This is a genomic window from Rhizobium sp. WYCCWR10014, from assembly GCF_001657485.1.
Lineage (GTDB): Bacteria > Pseudomonadota > Alphaproteobacteria > Rhizobiales > Rhizobiaceae > Rhizobium.
On the sequence record NZ_LXFU01000036.1, the window covers coordinates 71,606 to 88,910 of the forward strand.

The following is a 17,305-nucleotide window of genomic DNA, read 5'->3' on the forward strand; positions in this document are numbered from 1 at the left end:
GGGCAAAAATTGTTTTGGGCAGGACTGCGCTGCGGAAAGCCCCTCCCCCTTGTGGGGAGGGGTTGGGGAGGGGTTTGCTACGCATTCGCCGCTCGCTTCCGATCCTCGGCCTGCGCAGCAAGGATCTCCTTCACCTTGGCGACGAGGTCGGCTTCCGGGGCCGTCTCCTGTGCGACGCGCGCTTCGCGCCAGCTGGCATTGTCCTCGATCTCGCCGGACAGCCGCTTGCCTTCGATCAGATCCTTGATCTGCACGACGCTTGTCGCGCGCTCGTCGCCGCCCTGGATGATGGCGACAGGGCAGCCGCGGCGATCGGCATATTTCAGCTGGTTGCCGAACTTCTTCCAGTTGCCCTGGAACATCTCGGCGCGGATGCCGGCGGCGCGCAGTTCCTGCGTCATCGTCTGATAGCGGCCCATCGCCTCGACATCGCCGTCCATGACGGTCACCAGCACCGGCTCGATGACCTCGCTGGCGCCGAGCTTGCCGAGGTTTTTGAGTGCCGTCATCAGCCTGGAGACGCCGATCGAAAAGCCGGTCGCCGGAACCGGCTGGCCCATGAAGCGGGAGACGAGGCCGTCATAACGACCGCCGCCGCCGACCGAACCGAAGACGACCTTTTCGCCCTTTTCGTTGGTGACGTCGAAGGTCAGTTCGGCCTCGTAGACCGGGCCTGTATAATATTCGAGGCCGCGGACGACGGAGGGGTCGATCTTGATGCGGTCAGGGCCATAACCGGCGCTGGTGACGAGTGCACCGATGAAATTCAGTTCCTCGACGCCTTCGCCACCCCTGGCGGTTCCGGCAACCAGCTGGGCGAGGCGGGCAGCGCTTTCGGCATAGTCTTTGATGCCGACAAAGAACAGCACCTTGTCGATCTGCTCCTTGTCGAGACCGGCGCCCTTGGTGAAGTCGCCGGATTCATCCTTGCGGCCAGGACCGAGCAGCAGGGCCACGCCCTCCGGGCCGAACTTGTCGAGCTTGTCGATGGCGCGCAGCACGTTGAGCCGCTGGCCGGCCTTGTCGTCGCCGCCGAGGCCGATCGCCTCGAGCACGCCATCCAGAACCTTGCGGTTATTGACGCGAATGAGGTAATCGCCGCGCTTGATGCCGAGGGCTTCCAGCGTATCGGCCATCATCATGCACATTTCGGCATCGGCCTGAACGCCAGGCGCACCGACGGTATCGGCATCGAACTGCATGAACTGACGGAAGCGGCCGGGGCCCGGCTTTTCGTTGCGGAAGACGTAACCGGCGCGATAGGTGCGGTAGGGCAGCTGGATCTCGTTGAAATTCTCGGCGACATGACGGGCGAGCGGCGCCGTCAGGTCGTAACGCAGCGACATCCATTGCTCGTCATCGTCCTGCAGCGAGAAGACGCCCTCGTTCGGCCGGTCGCTGTCAGGCAGGAACTTGCCGAGCGCATCGGTATATTCGAACAGCGGCGTTTCGAGCGGATCGAAACCATAATGCTCATAGACTTCCCGGATCTTTGCCGTCATCTCGTTGACGGCGCGGATATCGCCGGCCGTCCGGTCGACGAAGCCGCGCGGCAGGCGGGCCTTGAGCTTTTGCGGTTTCTTCTGCTTGTCGTTCATTTCCGGGGATTCCACTGACTGTGACAGTGGCGGTTTCCTAGCGGATTGGGCGGGGAGCGGCAAGGGCGAAGGGTCTTGATGTGGCTGGCAGAATCGATTGAACGAAAAGGCATCCATCAGAAATGCGGATATGCTCATGATCACTGAGGCGCTTCTCTATGCCGCGACCTTGCCGCTGACCGGCAAGCCGCATCGAAAGTTTATCCGCTATTCCGTCAATCTCTGGTCGCGGGCCGGGCGCTGTGCGGCGGATTGGGCCGAACATGAGGAGATGAGCCGAAAGGCGATCCTGGAGGCAGCGTCCGATCTCAGGCAGAAGCGAACCGCGGTCGTGCTCGGCTCCGGCCTGTTGCGCGATGTGCCGATCGAGGTGCTGGCGCGAGATTTCGACACCGTCGTTCTGGTCGATCTCGTTCATCTCGCTTCAGTGCGCCTATGGCTGCCCGCCAAAGGCTATCGCAATGTCCGGCTGATCGAGCGCGATCTCTCCGGCTATGATGACCTTGCCGCCGGCCGCGAGCCCGAACCGCTCGGCTTCCTGCGCGCCGTGCCCTATCTCGATTTCGTGGTTTCCGCCAACCTCTTGTCACAGATCGGTCGCGGCGTGAAACGGCGCCATGAGGCCGAGCCAGGGCGAATGCCTGAAGACACGGTGGAAAGGCTGATCGCGGCACATCTGACCGGGCTTTCGAGCCTTCCCTGCCGCAGCTGCCTGGTGACCGACATCGCCTATGCCGTCATCGACCGCAACGGCAAGACGCATGAAGAGGCCGACCTGCTGCACGGCGTTTTACCGCCGCCGGCAAAAGCCGCCTGGACATGGCCGGTTGCGCCGCTCGGCGAAGAGAGCAAGGATTATAGGATCGAGCACAAGGTCATTGCCGCCTGGTGACCAGGATGTGACGGCCAATCGGCTTGGCTTGTATCCGGCCTTCGCCTATAAAACAGCATGCGCACGCTCGCTCTCATCCCGATGTTGCTCGGCTGGCTGGCCTACGGCGCCATGTCCGCATGGGCAGGCTGTCCGACATGCGCGTCGATGAATGTACCGGTTGCCGTCGAAACCACCATGCACCACGAAATGCACGGCGTGGACATGCCTGGGGCGGCAGGTAAGGCCGATCCCTCAAAAGACCCTTGCGCCACCGGCAAGTCCGCGCATATGCCGCTTTGCGCCGCCTGTCTTCTGTTACCACCGGCGGTGACGGTCATGGACGGCGAAAAGTCCATTTTCGGCTATCCCGCCCCAGCGCTTGCCCGCGCCCTGGACGACGAGAAGCCGACACCGCAGCCGCCCCCTCCCCGACTGTCCTGACACCACGATTATCCATGCCAATCACGTGGCTTGGCCGCCTGGAGACCTATGTCAGACAGAGGAAGGAACTCTCATGTCTTTGAAAATCATCGCCTTCACCGCAATGCTCGCCATCATTGCCACTCCCGTCCTTGCCGAAGACAAGCCGATGGACATGAGCAAGCCGATGGGCAACCACGATGCGGCAATCCACGCCTTCAGCGAGGCGAATGCCAAGATGCACAAGGATATGATGATCGAGTATAGCGGCGATGCCGATGCGGATTTCGTCCGCGGCATGATCCCGCATCATCAGGGCGCGATCGATATGGCCAGGATCGAGCTGCAATACGGAAAAGATCCCGATATCCGCAAACTCGCCGAAGCCGTCATCAAGGCGCAGGAAGCCGAGATCGCCGAGATGAACGCCTGGCTCAAGGCCCACGGCAAGTAATCGATCGTTGATGAAAAGGGGACGCCGGATGTCCGGCGTTCCCAAAGACTTATGTCTGGCGAGGTCAGTCCTTCGGCTCGAAATCGGCCGGGCGGCGGCCGGCGCCCTGTCGCGCCAGCATCCAGCCCGGATATTCCGGCGCAAGCGCGCTCACCTCGTCGAGCCTCTTCATATCGTCTTCATCGAGCTTCAGCTTGACGGCGGCAAGGTTCTGGTCGAGCTGGTCGACACGCTTGGCGCCGATGATGACTGTGGTGACGAAAGGCTTGGCGAGGATATAGGCGAGCGCCACGGTGGCGACGCTGACGCCGTGCTTTTCGGCGACTTCGCGCATGACAGCGACGCACGCCCAGGCCTTGTCCTTGTCAACGGGCGGGAAATCGAAACTGGCGCGGCGGCCTTCGCCGTTGCCTGGCGCGCCCGGACTGTACTTGCCGGAGAGCAGACCGCCGGCGAGCGGCGACCAGACCATCAGGCCAAGCTTTTCCTCTTGCATCATCGGCACGATGTCGCGTTCGAGATCGCGGCCGGCGATGGAATAATAGGCCTGCACGGTTTCGAAACGGGCAAAGCCGCGACGTTCGGAGAGGCCAAGCGCCTTGGAAATGCGCCAGGCCTGCCAGTTGGAGACGCCGATATAACGCACGAGACCGCGGGAAACGAGATCGTCAAGAGCGCGCAGCGTCTCCTCGATCGGCGTCACCGTATCGGTCGCGTGGATCTGATAGAGGTCGATATGATCGGTCTGCAGGCGCTTGAGGCTCGCCTCCACCGAATCCATGATGTGGCCGCGCGAGGCGCCGCGGTCGTTCGGCTTGTCGCCCATGACGCCGTAGACCTTGGTGGCGATGACGACGTCCTTGCGCGGGATGTCGAGATTCTTCAGCGCCTGGCCGAGCAGCCTTTCGGACTCGCCGGATGAATAGACGTCGGCCGTGTCGATGAAATTGACGCCTGATGCAAGCGAGCGCTCGACGATCCGGTCGGCGGCATTCTGGTCGACGTCGGCGATGGCGCCCCACATACTGCCCTGTTTGGCTTCGCCGAAGGTCATCGTGCCCAGGCAAATTTCCGAGACGAAAAGTCCCGTATTTCCGAGTTGATTGTAACGCATGTCGAAAAATTCCTTTGTGTCTGCCGCAAGAGGGGCTTGCGAACTGCTGAACTTCATTTTTTGATTATTGGCCTGCATATGACAGGCACAGCCGTGGCTGGCTGCAAGTGAGGCGATTTCCATGTAGTGCGGCGGCGGCGCTTTTCAACGCCGTACCTTGGCTGCGCGGAGGCGATGCCCTTGTCTCGACACAGGCATCCGATAGATTGCCGGCCTTATTTCCAGAACAGGATGATTTTAGGCCTGTTCGGCCTAAAATCTGAATCCTGTTCTAAGTTAAATAGTGAGAGCATGATGTCGTCCGAAAACCGCTCACACTTTTCGGCATCATGCTCTAGGGTACGCATATGACGACGCGACCACTGACCACGATCGGCTTCGATGCCGACGATACTCTCTGGCAGAACGAACAATATTACCGGCTGACGGAAGCGCATTTCACCGGGCTTCTTGCCGATTTCGCCGAAGGACCGAAGATTTCCGAACGGCTGCTGGAAGCCGAGAAACGCAACCTTCGCCACTACGGTTTCGGCATCAAGGGTTTCACGCTGTCGATGATCGAGACGGCGATCGAGATCACCGAGGGCAAGATTCCGGCGAGCGTGATCGCCAAGATCCTCGATACCGGCCGCGAACTCCTTTCCCATCCCGTCGAGACCATGCCGCATGTGCGCGACACGCTGGAGGCGCTTACCGGCAAATACCTGCTTGTCATGATCACCAAGGGCGATCTCTTCGACCAGGAGCGCAAGCTTGCGCAATCCGGGCTCGGCGACTTCTTCGATGCCGTCGAGATCGTCTCCGACAAGACGGCCGTCACCTATCGCCGCATCTTCGCCAAGGTCGGCGACGGGCCGGAGCGGGCGATGATGGTCGGCAATTCGCTGAAATCGGACATCGTTCCGGCAATCGCCGCCGGCAGCTACGGCGTTTTCGTGCCGCACGAACTAACCTGGGTGCTGGAACATGTGGACGAGCCGAAAGAGGCGCCGCGTTTCCGCAAGATCGACCACCTCGGCGAATTGCGCGACCTGATCGACCGGCTCGGCTAAGCCGGGCGCGACCTCTGCCTCATTGCGGCTTCGGCGGGGCCTTCGGGAACAGCGACGGGCGCTCCGGCTCGGCCGGCGGTTTCGGCTGCTGCGGGGCAGCCGCCAACGGCTCGATCAGGATGCTGAAGGGAGCGCCGAGGCCGCGGCGCGGCGAGACCTTGGAATAATAGGGACGCAGCAGCCAGGTGGCGTTTTCCTTGACCGTCGTCTCGAAGCTCATGCCGTCCTCGTCGGTGCCGAAGAAGGCCTCGTCATCCGGTTTCGACAGGTCGAAAATCGCCAAGAAGGCAAATTTGCTTTTCGTCGAAAAGCTGATCTTTAGGTGCTGGCCGGCGCGCACCGGCAGCGTATAGACATGGCCATTGCCGAACTTCGTCCAGCCCTTCAACTGCATGGTGACGGCCGGGAATTGCAGCTTCTCCAGCTTCTCGCCGGGATCGAGCTGCGGCGTCTGCGCCATGGCGGAGACGGTCAGGAGGAAAAGGGCAGCGGCGGCGATCAGTGTTCTCACGGAGTGATCTTTCATGGACGAACCAGGGCGGTGCGCATCGCCTCGACCTCGGGCCGGCAGAAGCAGCCGTCCAGATGATCGTTGACGAGACCCATCGCCTGCATGAAAGCATAAACTGTGGTCGGGCCGACAAAGGTCCAGCCGCGTTTCTTCAGATCCTTCGAAATGACCCCCGATGTCGGCGTCGTCGGATTGGCGATGATATGCTCGCGGTCGACCACCGCCGGCCGCTCGTTATGGCCGGGTTCGTAGCGCCAGAAATAATGGGCGAGCGAGCCGAATTCGTCCCTGAGCTCGATTGCACGCTTGGCATTGTTGATGGTCGAAACGATCTTGCCGCGATGGCGGATGATGCCGGCATCGGCAAGGCAGCGAGCGACATCCCCTTCGCCGAAGAGGGCGATCTTTTCGAAATCGAAACCTGAAAAGGCGGCGCGGAAATTCTCGCGTTTGCGCAGGATGGTCAGCCAGGAAAGACCGGACTGGAAGCCTTCGAGGCAGATCTTCTCGAAGAGGCGGATGTCATCGGTGACCGGGCGACCCCATTCCTCGTCATGGTATCGGAGATAATCGGGCAGATTGGCGTGCCAGTGGCAGCGGCTCTTACCGTCCTCGCCGATGATGATGCCTGTCGCGCTCATGAGCCTTCATTCTGCGGGGATCCGCTTCGTTCTCTGCTGATGATTCCGGCTTTACCATTTGCAAACCGTCTTTCCAAACCGAACGGTAACCCTGACGAAAAGTTTATCCGGTCGGTCGGCTTTTCGTGAATCGATCTTTACCATTCGCTGGCGGATAGGGTGGCAGCGTCTTTGCCGGGCGGAACATCTCCGCCCGGGCGGACATGTCCCGCCAGCGCATTTTCGGTCATTTTGTAGAGAGTTCGTCCGATGATGAAACAGCTTGTTCTTGCCGCAGCCCTCTTCGGCATTTTCTCCACGGCCGCCCTTGCAGACGACCGCTACGCCACCCGCCCGCCCGTCGTGCTCAGCCCCGATCTGACCGCGCCCTGGATCAACCAGCTGGGCGGTGGCAGGGTTCGTCCCGTCGTCTATCAGCGGCCGGTCGTCCGCCAGCAGCAGCGCGGCCTTTTCCAGCGCCGCGTGCTGCGTCAGGTGCCGCAGGCGGCACCGCAGACCGTTTCGGCGATCAATCCCGGCATCCCGTCGATCCGCCGTCCGATCGAGCCGCAATACCTGCCGCAGATGGTCGATTACGACACCACCGAAAAGCCCGGCACGATCGTCATCGATACCAATAACCGCTTCCTCTATCTGGTAATGCAAGGCGGCAAGGCGCGGCGCTACGGCGTCGGCGTCGGCAAGCCGGGCTTCGAATGGGCAGGCGCCCACAAGATCACCCGCAAGACCGAATGGCCGGATTGGACGCCGCCTTCCGAGATGATCAGCCGCGAAGCCGCCAAGGGCCATTACCTGCCGGCGCGCATGGACGGCGGGGCGGAAAACCCGCTCGGCGCCCGCGCCATGTATCTCGGCTCGACGCTTTACCGCATCCACGGCACCAATGCGCCCTGGTCGATCGGCAGCGCCGTTTCCTCCGGCTGCATCCGCCTGCGCAACGAAGACGTTGTCGACCTCTACGACCGCGTCAATGTGGGGACCCGCGTCATCGTCATGTAACGGCGGCGCAATACTTACAGCGCCGCGCGCCTTTTCTGATGCGCAAATGGCGCTGTAACCTTTAAATTGCTGCATAATTTCTCCTTAAGTCGACTTCGATTTGAGGATAAATTATGCAGTAGGAGCCGCAAGAACATCCGGCTCCCCTTCTCCAAAAATGCTTTATCCGGCCACACCGATCTTGAATCGGGCAGAAGTTCATGTAGCTTCGAGCGGATTTGCTTGAGGGGAATCGATCATGATCAAACTAATGCCGGGTCTGGCTGCTGCCGGACTTGTCCTGTCCTTGATGTCCACATCCGCCTTTGCTGCACCCGCCGGCTCCGCGTCCGACAATGCACGGCGCCCGGCGCAGATCGTGCGCGTCGCGCAGATGCCGAAATATGTGAAGCCGCAGTTCAAGCGCAAGAAAGTGCGCCTGGTAACGACGGAGGCCACCGGCACCGTCATCATCGATACCAACAACAAGTATCTCTACCTCGTCGAAGGCAACAATCGCGCCACCCGCTACGGCATCGGCGTCGGCCGCGACGGCTTCGGCTGGTCGGGGGTCGTCAAGATCGGCCGCAAGGCCGAATGGCCGAGCTGGACGCCGCCGGCCGAGATGCGCCGCCGCGAAGCCGCGAAGGGACATATTATTCCTGCTTTCCAGGAAGGCGGAGAGGACAATCCGCTCGGCGCCCGCGCCATGTATCTCTACCAGGGCGGCCGCGACACGATCTTCCGCATCCACGGCACCAATCAGCCCTGGACGATCGGTCTCAACATGTCTTCCGGCTGCATCCGGATGATGAACCAGGATGTGACCCATCTCTACGATCGCGCCCCTGTCGGCACCAAGGTGATCGTCATCGGCCCCGGCAACAGGCAGGGCAAGGTGGCGTTCGAGGACAGGGGCATCGACGTGCTGCGCACCATGTTCGGCGGCTGAGCAACACTTACCAAAAAAACGAAAGGCGCAGTTTGACGCGCCTTTTGTTTTGCTTAGACTTTGCGGCGAAAAGCTGGCACACGTGCCTAAGAGTCGACATATTATATCGGGGCTATTCAATGACATCTGCGCTGCGTTCCTCAGCTTCCCTGCTTGCGGGCATTGCGTTTTTTACCATCTGTTCGGCAGTTTCCGCCTCGGCGGAAGATCTGCAATTCTCCATCTACGGCGGTTATCAGACCGCACCGCACAGCGGCGTCGATCTTTCCGACGGCACGCATTTCACCGCCGGCTGGGAAGGCAAGTCCTTCGGCAGCCCGCCTTATTACGGTGCCCGCGTCACCTGGTGGCTCGAGAATTTCAACAAGCCGAACTGGGGTATCTCGCTCGATTATACCCATGACAAGGTCTATGCGGACGACGATACGCTCGCCAAGGCCGGCTGGTCGCATTTCGAATTCACCGATGGCCTGAACCTGATCACGGTGAACGGTCTCTATCGCTTCCAGGATCCGACCCGCCGCTGGACGCCCTATCTCGGCGCCGGTATCGGCGTGAACATTCCGCATGTCGAAGTGATTCGCCCTGAGGGCAAGACCTGGGCCTATGAATTCGGCGGCGTGACACTGCAGGCCCAGGCCGGTGTCGACTTCAAGGTGACCGAACGCTGGTCGACCTTCGTCGAATACAAGGGAACCTATTCGCGCGTCGATGTTCCGATCGACAGCGGCGTGGACCTGAAGACCAACATCTTCACGAATGCCGTCAACGTCGGCGTATCGTTCCACTGGTAATAAATTTCAGCTGCGGCGTTAGAGCGGTTCAGCGCATAAAAGCGCAGAACCGCTCTAACCTTTTATTGTTACGCAATTCCCGGCAAAACCTTTGCGCTTTGCCTGGGAAAACCGCTTCGCACTTTTCCTGAAATTGCTCTATTTGGTGCCGCAACTGACCTTACCCTCGACGGCATAGGGTTTTTCACCGCCTTCGATCGTCAGGGAATAGCTACCGCTGAAATTTGCCGTCGGCTTGCCGCGCTCGCCGGCGACGACCACCAGATCCAGCGTTGCGCCGCCGGTGTCATCCTCGCCGCCGTCGAAGACTTCCATGAGCAGTTCGCCGTTATGCGACCAATGGTTGGTCAGGTGCTGCGATTCGAAAGCACGCTTTCCGAATACGGCCTCTTGGGCCGGATCCTTGACGATCAGCGCACCGCGGAAATGGTTGAGCTTGTGGCCGGCAGCGCTTTCGAATCCGCTTTCCAGCGTGAAGCGCGCTTCCTTGTCATCGGCGGAACAGAAATAACGGCTATCCGCATGGGCAGTGCCTGCCGCACCGAGCAGTCCAGCAAATACGATCATTCCACGCCACATCGCCTAATCTCCCGAGACAGCGTCCTTTGCGGCTCTCGAAAAGATGCGCGGCGCTGCAATAGGTCTCAGCCTAACGGCAAACCTGTTAATTTTTCCGGCACAGCGCCGCCGTAGGCCCAATCGAGCAGTTCGACCGTATGTAGGATCGGCATGCCGGTACCGGTGGCGATCTGGGTGATGCAGCCGATATTGCCAGTGGCGATGATATCGGCCTTGGTGGCCTCGATGTTCTTGACCTTGCGCGCCTTCAGCGCGGCCGAGATCTCCGGCTGCATGATGTTGTAGGTGCCGGCGGAGCCGCAGCAGAGATGGCCTTCCGCCGGATCGCGCACCGTAAAGCCCGCCGCCTTCAGCAATTGCTTCGGCGCGAGCGTGATGCGCTGGCCGTGCTGCATGGAACAGGCGGAATGATAGGCGACCGTGATGCCTTTCGGCATCTGCGCCGGCAGGTCGAGGGTTGCGAGATATTCGGTGACGTCCTTGGCCAGCGCCGAGACCCTGGCCGCCTTTGCGGCATAGACAGGATCGAGGCGGAGCATGTGGCCGTAGTCCTTGATCGTCGTGCCGCAGCCGGAAGCGGTGATGATGATCGCGTCGAGGCCCTGCCCGTCGATCTCGCGCATCCAGATATCGACATTGGCGCGCGCACTTTCGAGCGCCTGTTCGGCGCGGCCCATGTGATGGACCAGCGAGCCGCAGCAGACCTCGCCTTCCGGCATCACGACCTCGACACCGAAGCGCGTCAGCAGGCGGATCGCCGCCGCGTTGATGCCGGGATCGAGCACCGGCTGAGCACAGCCGGAAAGGATCGCCACCCGGCCGCGCCGTTCCGTCTCGGGCAGATAGCTGCCGGGTTTTGCGAAGTCCGAAGCTGCGGGCACGCGGCGCGGCGCAAGCGCGAGCATGGCGGCAAAGGGTTTCAGTGCGCCACCCCGCATCAGGCCGGCGAAGGGCCGGCCGAGGCGGGTGAGATTGAGCGCCAGGCGGAAACGGCCGGGATAGGGCAGCACGGCGGCAAGGATGGCGCGCGTCAGCCGGTTCATGAACGGGCGCTTGTAGGTCTTTTCGATATGGGCGCGGGCGTGATCGACCAGATGCATGTAATCGACGCCGGAGGGACAGGTGGTGACGCAGGCAAGGCAAGAGAGACAGCGATCGATATGGGTGACGACCTCGGTATCGGCGGGCCGGCCGTTTTCCAGCATGTCCTTGATCAGGTAGATGCGGCCGCGCGGACTGTCGAGCTCGTTGCCGAGCGTTACATAGGTGGGACAGGTGGCGGTGCAGAAACCGCAATGGACACATTTGCGCAGGATCTGCTCGGATTCGGCGACATCAGGATCGAGGAGCTGGGTCAGGGTGAAGTTTGTTTGCATCTAGCGGGATCTCCGCTTGGGGAGGATGCTTGATATTGTGCCTGCAATACCCCCCTCTGTCCTGCCGGACATCTCCCCCACAAGGGGGGAGATCGGCAAGAGGTTAGACCATCGCTTCCTATCTGCGGTGTCGGAATCGCAGTGCCCGAATTGTTTGGGGAAGTCATAGCCCCCAGCCAATCTCCCCCCTTGTGGGGGAGATGTCCGGCACGACAGAGGGGGGTAACCCAGACGCAGACCCATCTTATCCCTCATCCCATCTTCCCCGGATTGAATATGCCGGCCGGATCGAACTTCTCCTTCACCCGCCGTGACAGCATCACCACTGCCTCAGGTTCCGGATGGAAAGCTGATGTAACCGCCCTCGCCTGACCTGATGCACGGATCAGCGTTGCGTGGCCGCCGCCGAGCGCCTTGATGTAGCGGCGGACCAGTTCGGCCTCGGGGGCCGCTTCCATACGCATCCAGACGAGGCCGCCCTGCCAGTCATAGAAGGCGTCGACGCCGGCCTCGAGGCGGAGGGCTGCGACCAGCTGATGGCCGGTGCCGGGGGCGACCGAGACGCGCCAGACTGGCCGCGCCGTGCCGTCGGCATAGGGCAGCACGTCGCGGATTTCCTGCCAGAGCCTGGAGCTTTCCGGCTGTTCCAGCCGCGTGACCGTGGCGAAGCCCGACATTGCCGCGGCAAGCTTTTCGATGCGCACGTCAACCGAGCCCGGCAGGCCTTCAATGCGCAGAACGGTCGCCTCGCCCTCGGGCAATTTGCCGGCGAGGAATTTCCACGTCACCGTCAAGGGCAGATGCGCGGCACCCGAGACTTCGACCGGCAGCGCCATCGCCGCCGCCATGGCGTTTGCCGCATCGGCGTCGTTGAGACCCGATAGCACCACCGTCCGCTCCGTCTTCGGGCGCGGCGGCACGCGGAAGGTGACTTCGGTGAGGAAGCCCAGCGTGCCATGCGAGCCGGCTATCAGCTTGACGAGATCGAGGCCGGTGACATTCTTCATCACCCGGCCGCCGGCCTTGATGATCTCGCCCCTGCCGTTGACGAAGCGCACGCCGAGCAGGCTGTCGCGGGCAGCACCCGCGATCAGCCGGCGCGGACCGGAGATATTGGCGGCAAAGACGCCGCCGATGGTCGGCTCGCCGGAGGTGCCCATCACGGGGCGATGATCCATCGGCTCGAAGGCGAGCATCTGGCCGCTCTCCGAAAGTGCCGCCTCGACCTCGGCAAGCGGCGTGCCCGATCGGACGGTCATGACCATTTCGCCGGGATTATAGGCGACGATGCCGGTAAGCCCGGTCGAGCGCAGCCGGTCCTCGGCGGCAACCGCATTGCCGAAGCCCGAGCGGCTATCGCCGCCGCAGATCGCCAAAGGCCGTCCGGCCTCCGCATGGGCGCGGACAATCACTGCTGCCTCTTCCTCGCTCGTCGGCATCAGATCGATCATGCGGCGGGGCGCCCTTCGAGCGGGAAGACCTTCGATGGGTTGAGGAGCCAGCCGGGATCGAAGGCGGCGCGCGCCGCCATCTGCTGGACGAGATCCACCTCGGAATATTGGTGGCGCATCAGGTCGCGCTTCTCGATGCCGACGCCGTGTTCGCCGGTGAGGCAGCCGCCGGCATCGACGCACAGCCTCAGAATATCGTTGCCGGCCGCCTCGGCGCGGGCGGCATCCTCGGGATCATTGGCATTGAAGAGGATCAGCGGGTGCATATTGCCGTCGCCGGCATGGAAGACGTTGGCGACGCGCAGGCCATAATGATCGACGATCTCGGCGGTTCTTTTCAACACGTAGGAAAGCTGGCTGAGCGGCACGGTGCCATCCATGCAAATATAGTCGGCGATGCGGCCGGTGGCGCCGAAGGCGGATTTGCGCCCCTTCCAGATCAGCGCCGCCTCGGTCGCCGACTGGCACTCGCGCACGGTCTTCACAGCGTGCCGGCGGGCGATCTCGACGATGTCCTTCAGCGCGGCATCCATTTCCGCTTCCGATCCCTCAACCTCGACGATCAACAGCGCGCCGACATCGAGGGGGTATCCGGCATGGGCGAAGGCCTCGCAGATCTCGATCGCCGGCTTGTCCATGAATTCGATCGCAACCGGGATGATGCCGGCTGCGATGACATCGGCAACGCAGGCGCCGGCCTCCTCCGAACTCTCGAAGCCGAAGAGTACCGGGCGCGCGCCTTCCGGCTTGGCGATCAACCGCACCGTCGCCTCGGTGACGATGCCGAGCTGGCCTTCATGGCCGCAGACGAGGCCGAGCAGGTCATAACCTGCCGCATCCAGCGCCTTGCCGCCGAGTTCGATCACCGTGCCGTCGACCAGCACCATCATGACGCCGAGCAGATTATTGGTGGTGACGCCGTATTTCAGACAGTGGGCGCCGCCGGAATTCATGCCGATATTGCCGCCGATCGTGCAGGCAAGCTGCGAACTCGGGTCAGGCGCATAGAAAAAGCCGTCCCCGGAGACGGATTCGGAGATATTGAGATTGGTGACACCAGCCTGGACCACGGCGACGCGGTTCGGCAAATCGATTTCGAGAATGCTGTTCATCTTCGACAGGCCGAGTACTACGGCATCCTCCTGCGGAATGGCGCCGCCGGAGAGCGAGGTACCGGCGCCACGCGGCACCACTGGAATGCCGTAGCGGTTGCAATAGCGCATGACGGCCGAAACCTCAGCCGTGGTGCGCGGCAGGGCGACGGCGAGCGGCAAGCGGCGGTAGGATACGAAGGCGTCGGTCTCGAACGGCACCAGCTCGCGCGCCTCATGCACCAGGCATTCCGGCGGCAGAAGATCGGTCAGATCGGCAACGATCTGGGCTCGGCGCGCCAGCACGTTAGCGCGCGGGGCGAGAAACGAAATGGCGTCGGACATGGCGTTCTCCCTGGCCCTGACGAGGGGGAATGACAGCGGGAAGATGACAGCGGAAACCGGCCGCGAACCTCCCTGCCGCCGATAGACCGGCTTAGCACTTTCCCGAAAGTGGCGCAAATGCTAAGCACTTATGCCAAAAGGGGAAAAAGTCGCAAAACCTTATGACCAATCTGGGTGATCTCGAAATCTTTGCCAAGGTCGTTTCAACGGGAAGCATGTCGCTCGCCGGGCGGGCGCTCGGCTTTTCCCCGGCCGTCGTCTCCAAACGGATCAAGCGGCTGGAGGACCGGCTCGGTACCCGGCTTCTGCAGCGCACGACGCGGCAGATCTCACTGACGGAAGCCGGACAGGGATTCTACGACCGCGTTCTCGGCATTCTCGCCGGGTTGGAGGAGGCAGAATTCTACATTTCCGGCCGCTCGGCGCAGATGCACGGCACGCTGAAGATTTCGGCCCCGACCTCCTTCGGCCGCATGCATATCGCGCCGCATCTCAAGGATTTCATGGAGGCGCACCCGGAGCTTGCGATCAACCTGGTGCTGACCGACGAATTCAGCGACATCGTCGGTGGCGGCTTCGATCTGGCGATCCGCATCGCCGAACTCACCGATTCGAGCCTTGTTGCCCGAAGGCTGGCGCCGGTGCGCCGGCTGCTCTGCGCTTCACCGGATTACCTTGCAGCGCATGGCGAGCCAAAGCATATCGAAGAGCTGAAACACCACCGCTGCCTGCCGGCCCACAATAACGATACCTGGCGGCTGAAAGGGCCGGACGGGGCGCTGAGTCTCAGGCCGGAAGGCATGCTGATCACCAATTCCAGCGAGGTGATCCGCGAGGCTATGATCGCCGGCCTCGGGATCGCGCTGCGCTCCACCTGGGATATCGGCGAAGAGCTCAAGGCCGGCCGGCTGGTGCAGGTGCTGCCAGCCTATGAGGGCTCGCACAATGTCGCGCTGTCGGCCGTCTATCCCAGCCGGCAGTTCCTACCGGCCAAGGTGCGGTTGTTCATCGACTATCTGGCAGAGCTTTATGGGCCGGTCCCCTACTGGGAGCGCTGATGGCAGCGCCGGTTCAGCCCGCCAATCTCTCGATGACGAGATCCAGCAGGGCGCGCAGCCGCGCCAGGCGCTTCATGTCGCGGTGATAGCCGACCCAGGTGTCGCGGCCGGGTGGCGGTTCACCGAGATCGACCAGTTCGATGGCGGCAAGAGAATCGCCGAGCGGCCGCGGCAGGACCGCGAGCCCGGCTCCATTGGCACAGAGCGCTGCCTGCACGTCGCGGCTGTTGCTGCGCATGACGATGTCGGCCCGCGGCAACAGGCGTTGCAGCCAGCCGACATCCGGCATGTCGCCAAAAGCCTCGTCCATGGTGATGAGGCGGGCGCCCCTGCCGTCGCCGGCTTCGGGGTGCTGCGCGCCGCGTCTGATGTAAAGGCCGTATTCGATATGGATGAGCTTGCGCGATATGACCTCCGCTTCCGTGAAGGGCTGGATGCGGAAGACGAGGTCGGCTTCGCGTCGCGACAGGTTGAGAAGTCGGCTGTCGGTCAGCAATTCGATCTCTACCTTCGGATGGACTTGCGAGAATTCCGCCAGCACCGGCGAAAGCACATGCGCGCCGAACCAGTCGGATGAGGACAGCCTGAGAAAACCATCGAGCTGACGGCTGCCGCCGGCAAGGACGCGCTCCATGGCGAGCGCCTCCTCCTCGATGCGTTCAGCGCCGGCGAACACGGCTGTGCCTTCGTCGGTCAAGACGAAGCCATCGGTGGTGCGCTGAAAAAGCGTCTGGCCGAGAGAGGCTTCAAGGGCACGCAGCCGCCTGCCCATCGTCGGTTGCGTGAGTCCGAGGCTGCGGGCTGCTGACCCCAACGTGCCGAACCGCGCGATCGCCAGAAACAGCTTGAGGTCACTCCATTCCATCGCTCGCATCCGCCAAACAAAAATGCATGGACTTCAGTCGTTATCTTTCATTTTCATTCGTGTTTCAATGAACCATCTTACTTCCAGAACAACTTGCTGCGGGCGCCCTACGGACGCCACGATGCGAACGAAGGAGACCGCCATGTCTGTACAATCAACGATGAAAGCGCTGCTGGCGGAAATGCCGAACTCGCCATTGCGCATCGCCGGTATTGCAAAACCGGTGCCCGGCGAAGGCCAGGTTCTGGTGCGCATCATGGCAAGCGGCGTCAATCCGCTCGACCTCAAGATCCGGGCCGGCAATGCGGCCCATGCCCGCCATCCGCTTCCCGCCATTGTCGGCATCGATATGGCCGGCATCGTCGAAGAGATCGGGGCTGGCGTCAGCGGTTTCCGCCAGGGCGACGCGGTCTACGGCATGACCGGCGGGGTCGGCGGCGTTCAGGGATCGCTTGCCGAATTTGCAGCTGTCGACGCCGCGCTGCTGGCGCCAAAGCCGCAGAACCTGTCGATGCGCGAGGCAGCCGCTCTGCCGCTGATATCGATCACCGCCTGGGAGGGGCTTGTCGACCGCGCCGGGGTCAAGGCCGGCCAGAAGGTTCTCGTGATTGGCGGCGGCGGTGTCGGCCATATCGTCGCGCAGATCGCCAAGGCTGCTGGAGCCGAGGTCTATGTGGTCGACGGCGCGTCGAAAGCAGACTATCTCGCCGGCCTTGGCGCAACGCCGATCGATCGCGACGCGGAAACGGTTGAAACCTATGTCGCAAGACACACCGGCGGCAAGGGTTTCGAACTGGTCTACGATACGGTCGGCGGCCAGGGGCTCGATACGGCATTCCGAGCCGTCAGCCAGTTCGGCCATGTCGTGAGTTGCCTTGGCTGGGGAAGCCACGCGCTGGCACCGCTCTCCTTCAAGGCCGCCACCTATTCCGGCGTCTTCACGCTGCTGCCGCTTCTGACCGGCGAAGGACGCGCCCATCACGGTGAGATCATGCGGGAGATGACGAAGCTCGCTGAAGCCGGCAAGGTCATGCCGAAGCTCGACTCCCACCGCTTCACCCTTGCCGAAGCCGATGAGGCGCATCGGCTGATCGAAACCCGGCAGGCGGACGGGAAGCTTGTCGTCGAGATCGACTGATCTTAATCCATCGG

18 protein-coding genes are annotated in these 17,305 nt (G+C 62.2%); 9 read left to right on the plus strand and 9 right to left on the minus strand.

Annotation, left to right across the window (positions count from 1 at the left end):
- Window positions 1–77 precede the first annotated feature (77 nt).
- A complete protein-coding gene (hisS, locus tag A6U98_RS16570; RefSeq protein ID WP_064651495.1) occupies window positions 78–1,598 on the minus strand; it encodes a histidine--tRNA ligase in 1,521 nt (506 codons plus the stop codon).
- A 130-nt stretch (window positions 1,599–1,728) separates the two neighbouring features.
- On the opposite strand from hisS, the gene A6U98_RS16575 reads away from it, so the two are divergent.
- The 3 genes from A6U98_RS16575 to A6U98_RS16585 all read left to right on the plus strand — a co-directional run bounded on the left by A6U98_RS16575 (window position 1,729) and on the right by A6U98_RS16585 (window position 3,346).
- A complete protein-coding gene (locus tag A6U98_RS16575; RefSeq protein ID WP_197496398.1) occupies window positions 1,729–2,490 on the plus strand; it encodes a hypothetical protein in 762 nt (253 codons plus the stop codon).
- A 57-nt stretch (window positions 2,491–2,547) separates the two neighbouring features.
- Complete coding sequence (locus A6U98_RS16580; protein WP_064651497.1) at window positions 2,548–2,913, plus strand: hypothetical protein; 366 nt, start codon at window positions 2,548–2,550, stop codon at window positions 2,911–2,913.
- Window positions 2,914–2,986: 73 nt separating this feature from the next.
- Entirely contained in the window at window positions 2,987–3,346 is a 360-nt protein-coding gene (locus A6U98_RS16585) for a DUF305 domain-containing protein (protein WP_064651498.1), read from the plus strand.
- Between the two features lie 64 nt (window positions 3,347–3,410).
- Here the strand turns inward: A6U98_RS16585 and A6U98_RS16590 are convergent, their stop codons facing one another.
- A complete protein-coding gene (locus tag A6U98_RS16590; RefSeq protein ID WP_064651577.1) occupies window positions 3,411–4,460 on the minus strand; it encodes an aldo/keto reductase in 1,050 nt (349 codons plus the stop codon).
- A gap of 347 nt (window positions 4,461–4,807) precedes the next feature.
- Between A6U98_RS16590 and A6U98_RS16595 the strand changes: the two genes are divergently transcribed.
- Window positions 4,808–5,512 (plus strand): HAD family hydrolase, encoded by a 705-nt coding sequence (locus A6U98_RS16595; protein ID WP_064651499.1) that lies wholly within the window; start codon window positions 4,808–4,810, stop codon window positions 5,510–5,512.
- Between the two features lie 19 nt (window positions 5,513–5,531).
- Here A6U98_RS16595 and A6U98_RS16600 read toward each other — a convergent pair whose 3' ends face one another.
- Window positions 5,532–6,038, minus strand: coding sequence for a hypothetical protein (locus A6U98_RS16600; RefSeq protein WP_064651500.1), 507 nt, complete (start codon window positions 6,036–6,038; stop codon window positions 5,532–5,534).
- The gene (locus A6U98_RS16605; RefSeq protein ID WP_064651502.1) at window positions 6,035–6,664 is read right to left on the minus strand and encodes a DNA-3-methyladenine glycosylase I; all 630 of its coding nucleotides are present in this window, start codon (window positions 6,662–6,664) and stop codon (window positions 6,035–6,037) included. Before A6U98_RS16605 ends, A6U98_RS16600 begins: the two co-directional genes overlap by 4 nt.
- A gap of 249 nt (window positions 6,665–6,913) precedes the next feature.
- Here A6U98_RS16605 and A6U98_RS16610 point away from each other — a divergent pair, with 249 nt between their 5' ends.
- The 3 genes from A6U98_RS16610 (at window position 6,914) to A6U98_RS16620 (ending at window position 9,388) form a co-directional block, all read left to right on the plus strand.
- Complete coding sequence (locus A6U98_RS16610; protein ID WP_064651504.1) at window positions 6,914–7,663, plus strand: L,D-transpeptidase; 750 nt, start codon at window positions 6,914–6,916, stop codon at window positions 7,661–7,663.
- Window positions 7,664–7,901: 238 nt separating this feature from the next.
- Window positions 7,902–8,594, plus strand: coding sequence for a L,D-transpeptidase (locus A6U98_RS16615; protein ID WP_064651506.1), 693 nt, complete (start codon window positions 7,902–7,904; stop codon window positions 8,592–8,594).
- Window positions 8,595–8,713: 119 nt separating this feature from the next.
- A complete protein-coding gene (locus tag A6U98_RS16620) occupies window positions 8,714–9,388 on the plus strand; it encodes an outer membrane beta-barrel protein (protein ID WP_064651508.1) in 675 nt (224 codons plus the stop codon).
- A gap of 138 nt (window positions 9,389–9,526) precedes the next feature.
- On the opposite strand, the gene A6U98_RS16625 is transcribed toward A6U98_RS16620, so the two are convergent.
- The 4 genes from A6U98_RS16625 to A6U98_RS16640 form a co-directional block, all read right to left on the minus strand.
- On the minus strand, window positions 9,527–9,967 hold the full coding sequence (locus A6U98_RS16625; RefSeq protein WP_064651510.1) for a hypothetical protein: 441 nt from the start codon (window positions 9,965–9,967) through the stop codon (window positions 9,527–9,529).
- 65 nt (window positions 9,968–10,032) lie between these two features.
- Window positions 10,033–11,343: a glycolate oxidase subunit GlcF gene (gene glcF / locus A6U98_RS16630; RefSeq protein ID WP_064651512.1), complete on the minus strand. Its 1,311-nt coding sequence runs from the start codon at window positions 11,341–11,343 to the stop codon at window positions 10,033–10,035.
- A 251-nt stretch (window positions 11,344–11,594) separates the two neighbouring features.
- Window positions 11,595–12,794: a glycolate oxidase subunit GlcE gene (glcE, locus tag A6U98_RS16635; RefSeq protein WP_064651514.1), complete on the minus strand. Its 1,200-nt coding sequence runs from the start codon at window positions 12,792–12,794 to the stop codon at window positions 11,595–11,597.
- A complete protein-coding gene (locus A6U98_RS16640; RefSeq protein ID WP_064651516.1) occupies window positions 12,791–14,230 on the minus strand; it encodes an FAD-linked oxidase C-terminal domain-containing protein in 1,440 nt (479 codons plus the stop codon). Before A6U98_RS16640 ends, glcE begins: the two co-directional genes overlap by 4 nt.
- A gap of 161 nt (window positions 14,231–14,391) precedes the next feature.
- On the opposite strand from A6U98_RS16640, the gene A6U98_RS16645 reads away from it, so the two are divergent.
- A complete protein-coding gene (locus A6U98_RS16645) occupies window positions 14,392–15,288 on the plus strand; it encodes a LysR family transcriptional regulator (RefSeq protein WP_064651519.1) in 897 nt (298 codons plus the stop codon).
- A 13-nt stretch (window positions 15,289–15,301) separates the two neighbouring features.
- On the opposite strand, the gene A6U98_RS16650 is transcribed toward A6U98_RS16645, so the two are convergent.
- Entirely contained in the window at window positions 15,302–16,153 is an 852-nt protein-coding gene (locus tag A6U98_RS16650; RefSeq protein WP_064651521.1) for a LysR family transcriptional regulator, read from the minus strand.
- Window positions 16,154–16,295: 142 nt separating this feature from the next.
- Between A6U98_RS16650 and A6U98_RS16655 the strand changes: the two genes are divergently transcribed.
- Window positions 16,296–17,291: a zinc-dependent alcohol dehydrogenase family protein gene (locus A6U98_RS16655; protein WP_064651523.1), complete on the plus strand. Its 996-nt coding sequence runs from the start codon at window positions 16,296–16,298 to the stop codon at window positions 17,289–17,291.
- The last annotated feature ends 14 nt before the right edge of the window (window positions 17,292–17,305 follow it).

Coding starts and splice junctions, on each gene's coding strand:
- hisS (WP_064651495.1), bottom strand. CDS start 1,598: ATGAACGACAAGCAGAAGAAACCGCAAAAGCTCAAGGCCCGCCTGCCG.
- A6U98_RS16575 (WP_197496398.1), top strand. CDS start 1,729: ATGCTCATGATCACTGAGGCGCTTCTCTATGCCGCGACCTTGCCGCTG.
- A6U98_RS16580 (WP_064651497.1), top strand. CDS start 2,548: ATGCGCACGCTCGCTCTCATCCCGATGTTGCTCGGCTGGCTGGCCTAC.
- A6U98_RS16585 (WP_064651498.1), top strand. CDS start 2,987: ATGTCTTTGAAAATCATCGCCTTCACCGCAATGCTCGCCATCATTGCC.
- A6U98_RS16590 (WP_064651577.1), bottom strand. CDS start 4,460: ATGCGTTACAATCAACTCGGAAATACGGGACTTTTCGTCTCGGAAATT.
- A6U98_RS16595 (WP_064651499.1), top strand. CDS start 4,808: ATGACGACGCGACCACTGACCACGATCGGCTTCGATGCCGACGATACT.
- A6U98_RS16600 (WP_064651500.1), bottom strand. CDS start 6,038: ATGAAAGATCACTCCGTGAGAACACTGATCGCCGCCGCTGCCCTTTTC.
- A6U98_RS16605 (WP_064651502.1), bottom strand. CDS start 6,664: ATGAGCGCGACAGGCATCATCATCGGCGAGGACGGTAAGAGCCGCTGC.
- A6U98_RS16610 (WP_064651504.1), top strand. CDS start 6,914: ATGATGAAACAGCTTGTTCTTGCCGCAGCCCTCTTCGGCATTTTCTCC.
- A6U98_RS16615 (WP_064651506.1), top strand. CDS start 7,902: ATGATCAAACTAATGCCGGGTCTGGCTGCTGCCGGACTTGTCCTGTCC.
- A6U98_RS16620 (WP_064651508.1), top strand. CDS start 8,714: ATGACATCTGCGCTGCGTTCCTCAGCTTCCCTGCTTGCGGGCATTGCG.
- A6U98_RS16625 (WP_064651510.1), bottom strand. CDS start 9,967: ATGTGGCGTGGAATGATCGTATTTGCTGGACTGCTCGGTGCGGCAGGC.
- glcF (WP_064651512.1), bottom strand. CDS start 11,343: ATGCAAACAAACTTCACCCTGACCCAGCTCCTCGATCCTGATGTCGCC.
- glcE (WP_064651514.1), bottom strand. CDS start 12,794: ATGATCGATCTGATGCCGACGAGCGAGGAAGAGGCAGCAGTGATTGTC.
- A6U98_RS16640 (WP_064651516.1), bottom strand. CDS start 14,230: ATGTCCGACGCCATTTCGTTTCTCGCCCCGCGCGCTAACGTGCTGGCG.
- A6U98_RS16645 (WP_064651519.1), top strand. CDS start 14,392: ATGACCAATCTGGGTGATCTCGAAATCTTTGCCAAGGTCGTTTCAACG.
- A6U98_RS16650 (WP_064651521.1), bottom strand. CDS start 16,153: ATGGAATGGAGTGACCTCAAGCTGTTTCTGGCGATCGCGCGGTTCGGC.
- A6U98_RS16655 (WP_064651523.1), top strand. CDS start 16,296: ATGTCTGTACAATCAACGATGAAAGCGCTGCTGGCGGAAATGCCGAAC.